The sequence below is a fragment of the Thermodiscus maritimus genome (assembly GCF_055382595.1).
Genome location: NZ_AP042434.1, coordinates 628,681 through 641,232, shown reverse-complemented (window position 1 = coordinate 641,232; position 12,552 = coordinate 628,681). Strand labels below are relative to the sequence as shown.

Sequence of the window (12,552 nt, the reverse complement as noted above, 5' to 3'; positions counted from 1 at the left end):
TCATTCAACAGATGGATTCCACTCTACCTCCTCTTATTCTCGAGCTCTTCTTTAATCAGCTTCCGCACCAGTCTAGGGTCAACAGCCCTCTTCCCCACCCTCCTAATAACCTGTCCCACCAGGTAGTCGAGAGCCTTCTCCCTACCGGAAAAGTAGTCTTTAACCGCCTTCTCATTCTCTGCTATCACGCTTCTAACCAGCTCTCTCACCCCGCTCGCCCTCTCTGGGAGAATCTCTTGGAGGCTAGACTTGGGGTCCCTAGCTAGCCGGGGAAGCACTATCCCAGTCAAAGCCTCTAGAGGGTACTCTCCCCTCTCAACGAGCTGCGAGAGCCGCGCGAACACCTGTGGTGAAGGCCAGTTCTTCGGGTCGTATACGTCTTTATCGATCTCCTTGAGCACCCCCTTATAGTCTACTCCAATAATCCTAGCGAGGAGCCTTGGATCCCCGCCCATCTCTACAGCCTTCATAAATACACGAGCAGCTGGCAGAACCTGGGTTATGCTCCAAGCCGCTTCCCTTGAAACACCCCTTCCAGTGATCCATTCGAAGACTCTTCGTGGCTGCTCCTTTATCCTAGCCCGTGCCTCATCGAGGAGAGGCCTTGTTAGTACAGGTGGGAGGTCGGGGTTTGGCATATACAGGTATTCTTCCTCCTCCTCCTTGTGGCGTAGGGGCTTCGTCACTCTCCTCGCAGCGTCCCAGTGCCTGGTCTCCCTTTCAACTTTTCCGCCATGCTCTAGTATGAGCTTCTGCCTCCGGTACTCGTAGGCGAGGGCTCTCTCAACTTCGATCGTTGATCCAATGTTCTTGACCTCAACCCTTTCTCCGCTTTCAAGGCTTATGTTTGCATCAACCCTGAACGCGCCTTCAAGGCGAGGGTTCACCGCGCCGATATACTCTAGGCTTAATAGGAGGTATTCCACGAGGGCCCTCGCTTCACGTGGCGAGCCTAGGTCTGGCTCCGTCACAATTTCGAGGAGGGGGACGCCGCTCCTGTTGTAGTCCACAAGCACGATGGGGCTTGATAGTATGGATCCTTCGGGGTAAATGCTCCTCCCAGGATCCTCTTCAAGGTTGAGTCTCCTTATCCTAACACTCCTCCACACCCACGAGTCGGGGTCTAGGTACTCGAATACTCCCCCCATGCATACTGGGGCCCCGCCTGCCCTCTCATACTGGGTTATCTGGTAGTTCTTGGGGAGGTCGGGGTAGAAGTAGTGCTTTCTAGTAAAGACTATCGCTTTGGGGATCCTGCAGTTTAAGAGCATAGCTGCCGCGAGGGCGAGGACTACCGCGCTCCTCGAGGGTACTGGGAGGGCTCCAGGGAGGCCTAGGCAGACTGGGCAGACGTTGGTGTTAGGCGGATACTTTCTATACTCGCTGTCGCAGCCGCAGAAGAGCTTTGTCCCCGCCTGGGTCAGCTGGACGTGTATCTCTAAACCTATCCTCGCCTTCATGCAGCCTTCACCCCCCGGAGCCCTGTGATCTCCTCGACGAGGAGCCCCACGCGGAAGAGTTCCTCCTCGCCCCACGGCTTCGCCATGAACTGAGCACCTATGGGTCCCTCGCTTGACAGCTCTATCGGGACTTGAAGGGCGGGGACCCCTGAGAGATTCGCTGTGACGGTTGCTAGGTCTAGAGCGTAGAGGCTTAGAGGATCCTGTATTCTCTCACCTATCTTTGGAGGTGGAACCGGGCTCGTCGGAGAGGCCAGTATGCATTCCCTGGTATGGGAGAGGATTCTCGTCCCTCACCATCCTCCTAACCTTAGTCGCCAGCACATAGTATTCGTCCCTGTAGCCCTCGCTGAGGACTAGGACTCCCATCGCTATCCTCCTCTTAACCTCTGCCCCGAAGAGGCTTGACCTCACCCTCCTATTCCTCTCCTCCCATGAGCCCGATTTGTCGCCCATGCAGTTGTAGAGTCCTCCATCGTAGCGTGCGAGGTTGCTGGCGGCCTCCGCCATCGCGATAATATAGTATGCTGGTAGAACATGCCTCTGAGACCTTATCGTTACATAATCTATACTCGCTCCTTCACCCTCAAGAGAGTCCATGAGCCTGAGGAAGGCTCTGGAAACGGTTGGGTGCGAAGCCTCCACTAGATCCCTGACCACGCAGATCCGGAGGCTCCTAGGCTCCGCGGGCTCCAAGTCCTCTACCTTGACAGTGGGGCTGGGGATGCTTGTTGCATCCAGGGGGTCGTGGCCCGCTATGACAGTGTAGAGGAGGGCTGTATCCACTACGCTCCTAGCCATGGGTCCTATCTGCTCCAGGCTGTTAGCGTAGGGTATAAGCCCCCTCCTGCTGACTGCCCCGTATGTAGGCTTTAACCCAACTGTTGCAGTATACGCGCCTGGAAGCCTTATGCTGCCCCCCGTATCGCTTCCGAGCGCGAGATCCGCTGCCCCATATGCTAGGGCTGCAGCGCTCCCACTACTGCTGCCTCCAGGGACCCTACTGGTATCCCAAGGGTTCCTGGTTGGCCCGTAGGCACTGTATTCTCCTGTGCTGCCCATGGCGAACTCGTCCATGTTGGTTTTTCCTATGATCAGTGCTCCCTCATCTAGGAGCCTCTCCACCACGTAGGCGTTGTAGGGGGGCTTATAGCAGGAGAGCATCCTGCTCCCGGCGGTCGTGGTGAGCCAGCTCGTAGATATGTTGTCTTTAACAGCGACTATAACGCCTTCAAGCCTCCTAGGCCTCCCCTCTTCTATCCTCTTCCGGGACTCCTCCGCTCTCCTCCTCAACGCTTCCCTGTCGGCAAGAGTTATGAACGCGTTAACCTCATCCTCATACCTATCTATCCTCGAGAATGCCTCCTCGAGAGCCTCTACCGGATCATATGCTCCAGTCTTCAAGAGGGTGTAGAGGGACCCCGTCATCTCCCGCCCCTCCAGGGGAGCTTGACATAGCCGTCCTCAACTTCGATGCCCAGATCCTCTACCCTAACATGCTGGTAAGCCTCTCCCAGCCTCAGCTGGGACTCCTTCTCCCACACATGATATAACGGCTCCTTCTCCTCGACGAGCTCCCTAGCCTTCCTCAACTCGGAGAAGAAGCCTCGGATCGAGGCTATACTATCACAGTCACTAGGGTCTAGGTCGATTCTTGCAAGGGATGAGATAAGCCGGATCAGCTCGGCACACTCCTCCAATACTGAGCCCGCCTCATGTTCCATTACCCTGACTCTTTATAACTGTCCCTTTAAGGATTCATTGAGGGACCCTCTTCCTCAGTCGTGTATAGGTATCTACCCATTATACCCTGGTAACACCATTGTCCATCTGGGGCTGGAGGGTACCAGGATATGGATGGTATAAGGGTGGCTCTAGTCTCCTACACTAGAGACGGCGAGCGCCTTGTCGCCGCGGCTTCCAAGACAAGCCTCTCCAGAAAGCCCTTATCAAGCATCCTTGAAATCGGCGATGAGGAGGTCTACAAGTGGATCCTCGAGACTTGGAGGAGGCAGCATTTCAGCCCATGGGAGCACTCAAGCTACACATGGGTTGCCGAGGGATGCTCTAGAGTATGCAGCCACCAGCTTGTCAGGCATAGGCATGCCAGCTACACCCAGCAGAGCATGAGGTACACGGAGGGGGCTCTAAGGGATATGGCTCTAATGGCTGCTGAGGAGCTTGGGGTTGAATGTCCTAGGAGCCCCAAGGCGGCCGGGTACGAGAAAGCTTACAAATGCTATGCACACGTCCTCAGGGAAGCAGCGGCTGCGTTGAGCGACCCCCTCACGTTATCTAAGACGGCTTATGTCTTCCCTCCCAGCCTTAACAGGGAAGCCTTAGAGACTGTAGCCCGCCAGTATCTTTCCGCTACTGCAACCTACTATGAGCTACTCTCAAAGGGGGTCCCCCGCGAGGATGCCAGGTTCACTATCCCTGTAGCCGTGAGGACTAGGATAACTGTGACTATGAATGCAAGAGAGCTCGTTCAATCCTTTCTCCCCCTGCGGATGTGTACGAGAGCTCAGTGGGAGATAAGACGGGTAGCATGGCTTCTCTGGAGGGAGCTAGTACGAGTACACCCGCGGTTATTCAAGTGGGCAGGGCCCAGGTGCGTCTTCCTAGAGAACACTATAAGGGATAACCCTCTACCCCTCGAGGAATTGCTTGGAGATACTGGAGAATTCACCATACCCAGGTGTCCAGAGCTGGTTCCCAGAGAAGGAATCAAGAACTGTATTAAACACGCTATGAGCGGGTTGGACTCCTAAACCCGCTAGATCCACTGCTTAAGTTTTGCGTCCAGGGCGCCTATTCAATTTGAGGGCTTTACTAATGAATCATGTTGCCGCTATCACTATTACTAGTGATAATAATGTATTCACCAAGCACTTCAATAGGCACTTTTAACGGTGGAAACAAGGGTATCATGGGTCGTAAGGAAGGAATGACGGCGGCTCCTCCACCTCTAGGCGTGCAACTCTACGCCACCTGGCCACCTCTCCTACCCTGAACACTCTAGCGGCATGGAGGCCATAATTCCAGTGAACTACAGCTACATGGGAAGCCATTTCCACTGCTATGCGAGAATAGCGTATGGGAAAAGTAAGCGATACCTATACTATGAATAACACCGTTAATGCTACACGAAGGGGTGGCACTAGGATTCTGATAGACGATGATCTATTCCTTCGCCTAGAAGCCGTGGATCAAGTGGAGGAAGCACTCAAACTAATAGAATACGTTCGGAGGCGAGCCTTCCCAGCAGAGCCTACATGATATGCGGAGCTGTCTCATCTGCTTGGCTTATAGATGAGCACTAGTATGCAATGCTGGCCAGGGACCTTTACTGTTCTAATAGATTAAAGATTGATAGAACAATGGAGCTAGCAGGTCGTACTATTAGGATGCAGCTTTAATTTAATGGGTAGGAGACTTGGTATAAGTACATTTAGCCCTTCCTCTCTAGAAACTCCCTCGCCTTGGCAATGAAGTCCTCGCGCTCCGACAACACAACGAGGTCCCTAGCCCTCTCCAGCCATCCCTGTTTAACCCGCCTCAACCCTGACAAGTAGGAGCCAACAGCCTTCCAGCCACCCTCATTAATATTATTAGCCAGCATCTCAACAACTCTAACACCTTCATCAAGATCCTCCACAACGCCTGCAATGAGACCCAACCCTGCAGCCTCCTCAGCAGGTATCCTTATCATACCGAGCCCAGTATAGACGAGCTTCGAGGAAGCAGTGGCTGATGCAAAGCCTGCCAGCATGGGTGGTATGAGGCCCCATCGAAGCTCTGGCCACTGGAGCCATGAGCCCTTAACTGCAAATGCCACGTTGACCGCCAGAGCCAGCTCCGCGCCCCCGCGACCGCTGGTCCATTTAACAGTGCAACTACCGGCTTCCACGCTCCAGCCCCGCTCTCCTCCTCTCTACATGAAATGATCGCTTCTAGAAGGCTGACAAACTTCTCGAAAAGCCCCCTAACATCCCCTGGGGAGCTTGCAGAGGCTATCTCTCCAAGATCCATCCCCGACGAGAACAGCCTCCCCCTACCGGTTAATGCAACAAGGCTAGCCTCACTCCTGCAACCCTCCAGTACCGCCTCCCTCGCCTCTATAAGAGTTTTAGAGTCAAGGCTGTTGAGCTTATCCGGCCTGTCGAATTCTATCCAAAACACCCTTCCCTCCAGCCTCCTAACGACCATAAAGACACCCCAAGATACTCTTCTAGTTTATCGCATAATACTAGGGGAATAATATAAGTATGTAATGGAGCGGAAAGTCTAAAATCCGCTAGCAATGATTCCTAGAAGAGGGAGCCGCGGTCGCCTAGCCTGGTTAGGGCGCCGGCCTGCTAAGCCGGTGGGGGAGACCCCGCGCGGGTTCAAATCCCGCCCGCGGCGCCACACAATTTAAAACTTGTTCTCGCACCTTGGCGTCTACAGAGAACTCTTACGTAAGGGTCTACAGTGGGCTTCAGCTAGTATATGCCCTAGAGCTTGTCTAATTCTACTGTGAGGTTCAAGAGTTCTAGTGCTTCCTCCAGCGACCTAGGCGTTTTAGAGTGCTGCTTTATCCCTATCTTCCTACATGACTCTCCTCCCAGCTGTTTGGCTTCCCTTATGCTCTTCTCTTGGATTTCTAGTATGCTACTACTAGCCTCCTCGCGAGAGAGTATTCTGTTAATCACGAGTACCCGGCATCTCATTCCGAGTCTATCTAGGAGTTCCAGAGTGGTTTTGGCTTCATATACTGGTAGGGGCTCCGGCGTCGCTACTATCGCTACACTGGTTCTATCGTGATTCCTAAGATTCTCTGCCAGATTCTTGTACTTCTCGTGGAGCTCCTCTAGCTTCCTGAGGACTGGGTCGCTTGGCTTATACTCCCGACCGAGTGCTCTGGCTATGGCGTAGCGGAGGCTTATGATCTTAGTCCTTAGCTCATATAATTGCTCTATCCAGAAGGTGTGGAGGCTGGGTAGGGTTAGTATTCTATGTGTTATCCCTGTCGGGGGAGTATCTATAACTACATAATCGTAGTCCGACTCATATAGCTCCTCTAGTATCCTGAGGAAGATTTCCTCCTCGAAGCCCGGAGCGTTTCTAATAGCCTTAACTACTTCGTCTAAGTTCACTATAGTAAGGCCGGGCATAACCTGTTTGAGAGTTATAGTATACTCGCTGGAAAGCTTCTTTGCTAACGGTGCTATGTCGTATTGTACCGCGTATAGGTTTTCACCGATCCTTCTAATCTTAAGGGGCTTCTCTAGACCCAGGTATTCTATGAGGTGCTTCGCAGGATCCAGGCTTGCCACTAGGGTCCTTCCCTTCCTCGCATAGACGGCACCGGCCAGTATGCTGAACGTGGTTTTCCCGACTCCTCCTTTACCGATGACTATCAGTGTGTGCCTCCCCTTCACGTTATCGAGCAGTATCTCGCTTAGGAGCTCAGCGCCTGACGTCACCACTCGCCACCCATCTCAGTAAAGTATTCGGCCAGAACATCTGCCCCGAGGAAGTGCCGCTTCTCCAGGATCTTCACCTCATCCTTTAGTAGAGGAGCAAGCTCTATCGATAAGCCTATTGGCACCAGGTGGAGGCCTACTAGGCTCCCCAATACTAGGCTGAGGAATGCGTTCTCAGCCTCCAAGTACTCCAGTTCCAGCACTGAAACGCTATCTTCCCTCATAGCTTGGAATAGTCCTTGGAGGAACAATTTCATTTCCCTAGCAATCCTCTTCAGCGGATTGCCTCCCCTTTTAGACACCCATAGTTCACCCACTACCCACTACAATAGATAAGGAGCAGGGAGGAGAGAAAAATAGAGGGTCTTTAGACCTGTCAGGAGCTGGGCTTGGGGGCTCGGAGGCCTTTCACGAAGTAGTATATTAGGAGGAAGTCTAGCGCTAGGCTTATTACGACTATCGAGCCCGCACCGTACTTTTGCACTGCAGGTAATCCTGGCATTACTACTGTGGTCCACCATAGTAGTGCTAGCGTTACTGTTATCCAGAGGAACCATGCGGGGACCTGGATGATCCAGCTTATCTTGCCCCTCACATTCAGTACCACATACACCCATAGAGCCGTCGTTAGTAGCGCTAGGGCTGCTAGGAGCTGGTTGGTTCCCGCGAAGGCGGGCCAGACCACGTTGTAGGCTGCCTGAGTCTGGCCGCCGATTGTTACAGTGGGGTATGCTAGAGCCCATCCTATAAGGACTGCTAGGAATGTGGCAACGAACCTGTTTGTGAGAACCTTGTATAAGCCTGGGCTCTTCGGCTCTAGCCAGTCAAACATCTCCTGCCACGAGAATCTTGCAAGCCTTGTGGCTGTGTCGAGGGTTGTCAGTATGAAGGTTGCGAGTGCTATGGCGGCAAACAGTTTCGCAACGTTGAATGTCCCAGTAAAGTCTAGGCCTAGCTTTTCAAGAGCCTTCGCGGCCATATAGCCGTAGCCTACTACGAACCTGGAGACCTTGTCGAGCTCAAGTATGCTGGTCTGGTAGGCTGTCCCGGCGAGTTCTGGAGCGCTCCACGCGAGGCTTATAGGCATGATTACTGCCAGGCTAGATACTGCTCCCTCCGTTAGCATCCCGCCATATCCGATTAGGAGGGCGTCCAGCTCGTTGGAGAGCTGCTTGCTGGTCGTTCCCGATCCCACGACGCTGTGGAAGCCGCTCAGGGCTCCACATGCTATGATCAGTGGTATTGAGGGGAGGAATGGCGTTGGCTTCCCCGCTATGATCTTGGGTGAGAAGCTTGTGTAGGCGGGTCCAGTAAACTTGAGGTCTCCAACGAGGAATGCTGAGATTGCGGCTAGCGCGACGAAGAACCATAATAGGTATGCGTTGAGGTAGTCTCTGGGCTGCAGGAGGTACCAGACTGGGAGGCTCGCAGCTATAAAGGCGTATAATGATAGCACTGTCACCCATATGTGGTAGGTGCCCCATAGGTCTCCGGTTTTAGTAGCGGGGTTGTATCCTAGGATCAAGGGTACTTTGTAGGCGTAGTAGAAGGCGAGGACTGCTAGTATTAGTGCTATTATAGTGGAAGTCTTGACGTTTATCCCTATCCTATAAACCATGATCCCTAGGAGCAGTGCTAGGGGCATGTAGATTACGGCGAGGGTAGCTGCACTCGGGTTCTTCGTGTATACAGAGGCTGCTACGCTAGCGAATGCAGCGATTACTAGGATCAAGGCGGCGTAGACGTATACTAGGAATATGTATCTCGCCTTCCTACCCATAACGTTCTCCGAGATGCTCATGACGGAGAGTCCGCCGTATCTAACGCTGGCCATTACTGAGAGATAGTCGTGGACTGCTCCGATGAACACGTTTCCGAAGAGGACCCATAGCAACGGTAGAGCCCAGCCGTAGGCCATTGCTATTGCAGGACCTACTATGGGGCCTGCTCCCGCTATGCTCGCGAAGTGGTGGCCGTATAGCACGTACTTGTTGGCTGGGACATAGTCTACCCCGTCAAACCTGGTATATGCCGGCGTGGGCCGGTTTGGGTCAGCCTTTACCACCTTGTCCTGCAGAATCTTCTTGCCATAAAAGATGTAGGCTAACCCATAAATTATTATGACCGTTAAAACTATCTCTATGGAGTAGACCGCCATCACTGGCTCACCTCTTCAGCTTCTTCTTTATTGATACTGGCGTTTCGCCGAACCACAGCGCTGGTCCTATTAGTATGAAGAACCATCCTAGTAGAGTGAGCCATGCGTCTGTGTTGATCTTGCCAGCCTCGCCAATAGTGCCGTTAGCCGCTCCGTCGTAGAGGACATACACTATGAAGATTATGCCGAGGATGGTTATTGCCGCCCCTACCGCCTTCAAGACGGTACTTGACATGTTTTGAAACCCCCTTAAAGTGGGGCTTTCTATATTAACTCATACCATGGTCCCTATTAAATCATTTTTAGGGATCAGTCTATATACTCCGGGAGAATAGGGTGCAGGGACCGATTTGGCTTCGAACGGACTAACCGAGGCTATCGTCTTAATAATACTCATACTAAGCCTGCCAGCGGTGGCATGGTTCTTCAAGTTCCGTAAACCCATGATAAGGAAACAGTTGAACATACTAAGGTTCTTGGAAGCCGAGTACTCGCCTAGGGATAAGACCTACTGGTATCTAGGCTACCTAGTAGGATTTAGGGGAAAGTATAGGATAAGCAGGGGTAAACTGGAAAACGTATACGTTCTATACACTTCCCCACCTTATCACGTCTTCTTCTACCTCCCAATAATATGGCTCTTCAAGAAAAAGGAGAGGCTCGAAATAATACACCAGTACAGGGAGGACACCCCTATAAGGGGAGAGGCTCACATAGCTGATGTTAGGGTCAAATCCATAAAGCTATCACTACTCGCAGACTTAAAGGATCCCTCGAGGTACAATGTGAAGGAGCTAAGAATCGGGGAGAACAAGTATAAGGTCTACTATAAGGGTAAGGATGCCCTAGAGCTCGCAGAAGGGTTATTCGGAAAGCTCGCTCATAAACTGAGACTATTCCGCGTAAGCGTCGACGGGTCTCGTAAATCTATCCTCGTCTCATTCGAGCCCAAGAGCCTCGACGATATAAAGCTCGTTACACGGGAGCTATGGAGGCTCCCCAAGGAATGGACAGGGTAGTATTCAACGCACGTATTATTTTCAAGACACTCGCCCGCCTCGCCGGAGTCTATATAGCTGAACACCCCAACCGTTGTAGGCGAATACTCAAACCCAGCCAGATCATCATGATGATCTACGATTACCGGTCTGGTAGAAGAGGAGACGAGAGCACGCTTAGAGAGATAGCCTGCACCCTAGCCCAGGTGTCCCTTGAGATCGACGCGAGCCGGGCCGAGCTCTCAACATTAAAGGTCGATAAGCAACTAGGCCTTCACGAGCTAGCAACGTCGCTTCGTAAATTCTACGAGAAACCCTCAATCAATACGTTGAAGGATGCCGTAGAGGCGGTTGGAAGCAGTCTTGCCAAGCCCTGTGCGCCAGCTCCAGGTATAGAGGAGGAATTGAAGCGCCTGGATGAGCGTATGAAGTTCCTTGGCATCCTATTAGGCTTAACTCTACCCGTCCTCTTCCTAGCTTCCCTCATAGCGAATATCGTGCTAGGTGTTATTGTCATTGCTATCGCTATAGGGTTATGGATTATGATCAAGAGGGACGGAGATAGATACCAGTACTTGAACGTTGAGAAGGCTTGGCATGAATGCCTGTTCACGAGAGAAGTCCTGGAGAGGACACTTAAAGGGGAGAAACCACTACCCAGCGTATTTGAAATACTCGGGATACCACCTCCAAGGCTAGACTAGTAACGTCCTTGGAGCAAACCAATAAATTAACTATTCTATCGCATTTCAAGGATAGCCGGAGAGTGCTACCGACGAAGATGGAGGTTACAAAGTTGAGCACTGACTACGTGATCGCCGGCTTGCTACAGGGCTTCCTAGAATGGCTACCCGTAAGTAGTAGCGGGCAAGTTATGATAGCCCTCTCATTGGCCCTCGGAGTCCCACCCTCGGTAGCGCTCCGTATCGCATTGGCTCTGCATATAGGGACCCTCTTCTCGGCAATCATCTACTATTGGAGAGAAGTGCTTGAGGGCATCTTGAACCTCCACAGGTGGCGTAGTAACACTGTGGCCAAACTCTGGTTAGTCGCTACACCATTCAGCCTAGCAATTGGATACCCCCTTTACAGGCTCTATGAAGAGTTCATCGGCGATGTCCCCCAGGACTGGATAATGCTCCTCGTAGGAATCCCCCTTATAGTAATCGGGGCAGCTGGGTATGCTTTGGGGAAAACCTCCTGGAGAGAAGAGATCACAGATAGGGATATTGTACTTCTAGGCATAGTTCAAGGCACTTCGGTTATACCAGGAATCTCCAGGAGCGGGGTAACGATAGCCCTCCTCCTTTTCCGGGGGGTAAATCCACTAACTGCTGTCAGAGCTAGTTTCCTAGCTGGTATACCCGCGATTGGAGCGGCAGCACTCTACACTATAATAGTGGAGGGCGCATTCTCGAGTGGCTCAAACGCCCTAATCGGAGGCTTAACCGCTCTAATAAGCGGTCTAGCGAGTATATGGATCGTAGAGTGGCTCGCCAAGAGGTTCAACCAGTACCTATTCACACTCATTATTGGGGTTCTACTCGTCGTGGCAGGCTTGATCCCATTAATCTTCTAATCTTCTAGAATAACATTAAACAAAATAGTTTGCCTCATGTCCACATAATATTCTCGTCGTTTTATATAACATTATAATGAGCATAAAAGCACTCAACATTTTTTCATGTGAAATTGTAGGGCCTAAATCTACCATATACACATGTATGTATATACTGGCTCAGCTTTAAGGGATTAAGGCTTGGATATATATCATATATACACGACTGAGGTGTGAGATGAGATGACTAAGGGATTAGCGATCGTAATGTTCTCGGGTGAAGCAGAGAAGTTCATACCACTAGCAGTTCTAACTCAGACGGCGGCCAACCTAGGAGTACCTGTTAAAGTATTCGTGACCGGCTATGCCATGGCTTACTTCACTAAGAACAAGCCTGAGCCTAGGTTCACTAAGGAGTTTGAAGACATGGTGCCTAAGCTCCTAGAAGGGATGAAGAGGATGCAGCTCCCCAGCTGGTATGATATATTGAAAGAGGCAAAGGAGACCGGTGATGTCAAGATCTACGTCTGCAGCCTAATGGCGGAGGTAATGGGCGTTAAGAAGGAAGATCTCGACCCAATTGTCGACGATATGGTTGGAGCCGCGTACTTCATGACCGAGACAGCAGACTACCAGGTCATCTTCATATAAACCACTAGAGAGGGGAGTGAAGATGACAGAGAGGATCGTAGTAGATGCTAGAGGGACTGCCTGCCCAGGACCGATAACAAGGCTCGTTAAGGCATACAGGCAGGCTCAGAACGGCGATATAATAGAGGTGCTAGCAACCGACCCGGGCTTCAAGCCTGATGTCCAGGCGTGGGTCAAGAGGACAGGGAACGAGCTCGTAGAGCTGAAGGAAGAGGATGGAGTTATAAAGGCGGTGATCAAGGTCACCGCTAAGAAATAA

General features: G+C 51.8%; 17 protein-coding genes, 1 tRNA gene and 1 pseudogene. 8 read left to right on the top strand and 11 right to left on the bottom strand.

The genetic code is table 11. The annotated features are described in order from the left end of the window. Positions 1-23 precede the first annotated feature (23 nt). The 4 genes and pseudogenes from gatB to ACZ47H_RS03505 all read right to left on the bottom strand — a co-directional run bounded on the left by gatB (position 24) and on the right by ACZ47H_RS03505 (position 3,184). Positions 24-1,460, bottom strand: a complete 1,437-nt coding sequence (gene gatB / locus ACZ47H_RS03520) for an Asp-tRNA(Asn)/Glu-tRNA(Gln) amidotransferase subunit GatB (protein ID WP_464933808.1) — start codon at positions 1,458-1,460, stop codon at positions 24-26. Between the two features lie 116 nt (positions 1,461-1,576). Next, positions 1,577-1,669: pseudogene (locus ACZ47H_RS03515) on the bottom strand (hypothetical protein); the annotation flags it as partial. A gap of 4 nt (positions 1,670-1,673) precedes the next feature. Then, complete coding sequence (locus tag ACZ47H_RS03510) at positions 1,674-2,888, bottom strand: amidase family protein (RefSeq protein WP_464933807.1); 1,215 nt, start codon at positions 2,886-2,888, stop codon at positions 1,674-1,676. After that, on the bottom strand, positions 2,885-3,184 hold the full coding sequence (locus ACZ47H_RS03505; protein ID WP_464933806.1) for a hypothetical protein: 300 nt from the start codon (positions 3,182-3,184) through the stop codon (positions 2,885-2,887). Before ACZ47H_RS03505 ends, ACZ47H_RS03510 begins: the two co-directional genes overlap by 4 nt. A 129-nt stretch (positions 3,185-3,313) precedes the next feature. Here ACZ47H_RS03505 and thyX point away from each other — a divergent pair, with 129 nt between their 5' ends. Continuing rightward, entirely contained in the window at positions 3,314-4,231 is a 918-nt protein-coding gene (thyX, locus tag ACZ47H_RS03500; protein ID WP_464933805.1) for an FAD-dependent thymidylate synthase, read from the top strand. 156 nt (positions 4,232-4,387) lie between these two features. Here thyX and ACZ47H_RS03495 read toward each other — a convergent pair whose 3' ends face one another. Next, entirely contained in the window at positions 4,388-4,531 is a 144-nt protein-coding gene (locus ACZ47H_RS03495; protein ID WP_464933804.1) for a hypothetical protein, read from the bottom strand. Between the two features lie 25 nt (positions 4,532-4,556). Between ACZ47H_RS03495 and ACZ47H_RS03490 the strand changes: the two genes are divergently transcribed. Then, positions 4,557-4,739 carry a hypothetical protein gene (locus ACZ47H_RS03490; protein ID WP_464933803.1) on the top strand — a complete coding sequence of 61 codons (183 nt, stop codon included), beginning with the start codon at positions 4,557-4,559 and terminating at the stop codon, positions 4,737-4,739. A 172-nt stretch (positions 4,740-4,911) separates the two neighbouring features. Here the strand turns inward: ACZ47H_RS03490 and ACZ47H_RS03485 are convergent, their stop codons facing one another. Then, complete coding sequence (locus tag ACZ47H_RS03485) at positions 4,912-5,172, bottom strand: hypothetical protein (RefSeq protein WP_464933802.1); 261 nt, start codon at positions 5,170-5,172, stop codon at positions 4,912-4,914. After that, complete coding sequence (locus tag ACZ47H_RS03480) at positions 5,169-5,669, bottom strand: enoyl-CoA hydratase/isomerase family protein (RefSeq protein WP_464933801.1); 501 nt, start codon at positions 5,667-5,669, stop codon at positions 5,169-5,171. The genes ACZ47H_RS03485 and ACZ47H_RS03480 overlap by 4 nt, the downstream gene beginning before the upstream one ends. 113 nt (positions 5,670-5,782) lie before the next feature. Between ACZ47H_RS03480 and ACZ47H_RS03475 the strand changes: the two genes are divergently transcribed. Beyond that, a tRNA-Ser gene (locus tag ACZ47H_RS03475) sits at positions 5,783-5,870 on the top strand. 86 nt (positions 5,871-5,956) lie between these two features. Here ACZ47H_RS03475 and ACZ47H_RS03470 read toward each other — a convergent pair. The 4 genes from ACZ47H_RS03470 to ACZ47H_RS03455 form a co-directional block, all read right to left on the bottom strand. Then, positions 5,957-6,928, bottom strand: coding sequence for an ArsA family ATPase (locus ACZ47H_RS03470; protein WP_464933800.1), 972 nt, complete (start codon positions 6,926-6,928; stop codon positions 5,957-5,959). Further along, positions 6,925-7,230 (bottom strand): DUF7990 family protein, encoded by a 306-nt coding sequence (locus ACZ47H_RS03465; RefSeq protein WP_464933799.1) that lies wholly within the window; start codon positions 7,228-7,230, stop codon positions 6,925-6,927. The genes ACZ47H_RS03470 and ACZ47H_RS03465 overlap by 4 nt, the downstream gene beginning before the upstream one ends. Positions 7,231-7,304: 74 nt before the next feature. Then, positions 7,305-9,086 carry a carbon starvation CstA family protein gene (locus tag ACZ47H_RS03460; RefSeq protein ID WP_464933797.1) on the bottom strand — a complete coding sequence of 594 codons (1,782 nt, stop codon included), beginning with the start codon at positions 9,084-9,086 and terminating at the stop codon, positions 7,305-7,307. Positions 9,087-9,093: 7 nt separating this feature from the next. Beyond that, entirely contained in the window at positions 9,094-9,321 is a 228-nt protein-coding gene (locus tag ACZ47H_RS03455; RefSeq protein ID WP_464933796.1) for a hypothetical protein, read from the bottom strand. A 115-nt stretch (positions 9,322-9,436) separates the two neighbouring features. Here ACZ47H_RS03455 and ACZ47H_RS03450 point away from each other — a divergent pair, with 115 nt between their 5' ends. The 5 genes from ACZ47H_RS03450 to ACZ47H_RS03430 all read left to right on the top strand — a co-directional run bounded on the left by ACZ47H_RS03450 (position 9,437) and on the right by ACZ47H_RS03430 (position 12,552). Continuing rightward, the gene (locus ACZ47H_RS03450) at positions 9,437-10,105 is read left to right on the top strand and encodes a hypothetical protein (protein ID WP_464933795.1); all 669 of its coding nucleotides are present in this window, start codon (positions 9,437-9,439) and stop codon (positions 10,103-10,105) included. Then, the gene (locus ACZ47H_RS03445; protein WP_464933794.1) at positions 10,093-10,788 is read left to right on the top strand and encodes a hypothetical protein; all 696 of its coding nucleotides are present in this window, start codon (positions 10,093-10,095) and stop codon (positions 10,786-10,788) included. Before ACZ47H_RS03450 ends, ACZ47H_RS03445 begins: the two co-directional genes overlap by 13 nt. Positions 10,789-10,880: 92 nt before the next feature. Further along, positions 10,881-11,663: an undecaprenyl-diphosphate phosphatase gene (locus ACZ47H_RS03440; RefSeq protein ID WP_464933793.1), complete on the top strand. Its 783-nt coding sequence runs from the start codon at positions 10,881-10,883 to the stop codon at positions 11,661-11,663. Between the two features lie 222 nt (positions 11,664-11,885). Continuing rightward, positions 11,886-12,293, top strand: coding sequence for a DsrE/DsrF/DrsH-like family protein (locus ACZ47H_RS03435; protein ID WP_464933792.1), 408 nt, complete (start codon positions 11,886-11,888; stop codon positions 12,291-12,293). A gap of 22 nt (positions 12,294-12,315) precedes the next feature. Next, the gene (locus ACZ47H_RS03430; RefSeq protein WP_464933790.1) at positions 12,316-12,552 is read left to right on the top strand and encodes a sulfurtransferase TusA family protein; all 237 of its coding nucleotides are present in this window, start codon (positions 12,316-12,318) and stop codon (positions 12,550-12,552) included.

Excerpts from the sequence above, each read along its gene's own strand:
- ACZ47H_RS03430 (WP_464933790.1), top strand. The coding sequence starts at position 12,316 with ATGACAGAGAGGATCGTAGTAGATGCTAGAGGGACTGCCTGCCCAGGA.
- ACZ47H_RS03510 (WP_464933807.1), bottom strand. The coding sequence starts at position 2,888 with ATGACGGGGTCCCTCTACACCCTCTTGAAGACTGGAGCATATGATCCG.
- ACZ47H_RS03490 (WP_464933803.1), top strand. The coding sequence starts at position 4,557 with ATGGGAAAAGTAAGCGATACCTATACTATGAATAACACCGTTAATGCT.
- ACZ47H_RS03445 (WP_464933794.1), top strand. The coding sequence starts at position 10,093 with ATGGACAGGGTAGTATTCAACGCACGTATTATTTTCAAGACACTCGCC.
- ACZ47H_RS03480 (WP_464933801.1), bottom strand. The coding sequence starts at position 5,669 with ATGGTCGTTAGGAGGCTGGAGGGAAGGGTGTTTTGGATAGAATTCGAC.
- thyX (WP_464933805.1), top strand. The coding sequence starts at position 3,314 with ATGGATGGTATAAGGGTGGCTCTAGTCTCCTACACTAGAGACGGCGAG.
- ACZ47H_RS03460 (WP_464933797.1), bottom strand. The coding sequence starts at position 9,086 with ATGGCGGTCTACTCCATAGAGATAGTTTTAACGGTCATAATAATTTAT.
- ACZ47H_RS03495 (WP_464933804.1), bottom strand. The coding sequence starts at position 4,531 with ATGGCTTCCCATGTAGCTGTAGTTCACTGGAATTATGGCCTCCATGCC.
- gatB (WP_464933808.1), bottom strand. The coding sequence starts at position 1,460 with ATGAAGGCGAGGATAGGTTTAGAGATACACGTCCAGCTGACCCAGGCG.
- ACZ47H_RS03435 (WP_464933792.1), top strand. The coding sequence starts at position 11,886 with ATGACTAAGGGATTAGCGATCGTAATGTTCTCGGGTGAAGCAGAGAAG.
- ACZ47H_RS03485 (WP_464933802.1), bottom strand. The coding sequence starts at position 5,172 with ATGATAAGGATACCTGCTGAGGAGGCTGCAGGGTTGGGTCTCATTGCA.
- ACZ47H_RS03505 (WP_464933806.1), bottom strand. The coding sequence starts at position 3,184 with ATGGAACATGAGGCGGGCTCAGTATTGGAGGAGTGTGCCGAGCTGATC.
- ACZ47H_RS03455 (WP_464933796.1), bottom strand. The coding sequence starts at position 9,321 with ATGTCAAGTACCGTCTTGAAGGCGGTAGGGGCGGCAATAACCATCCTC.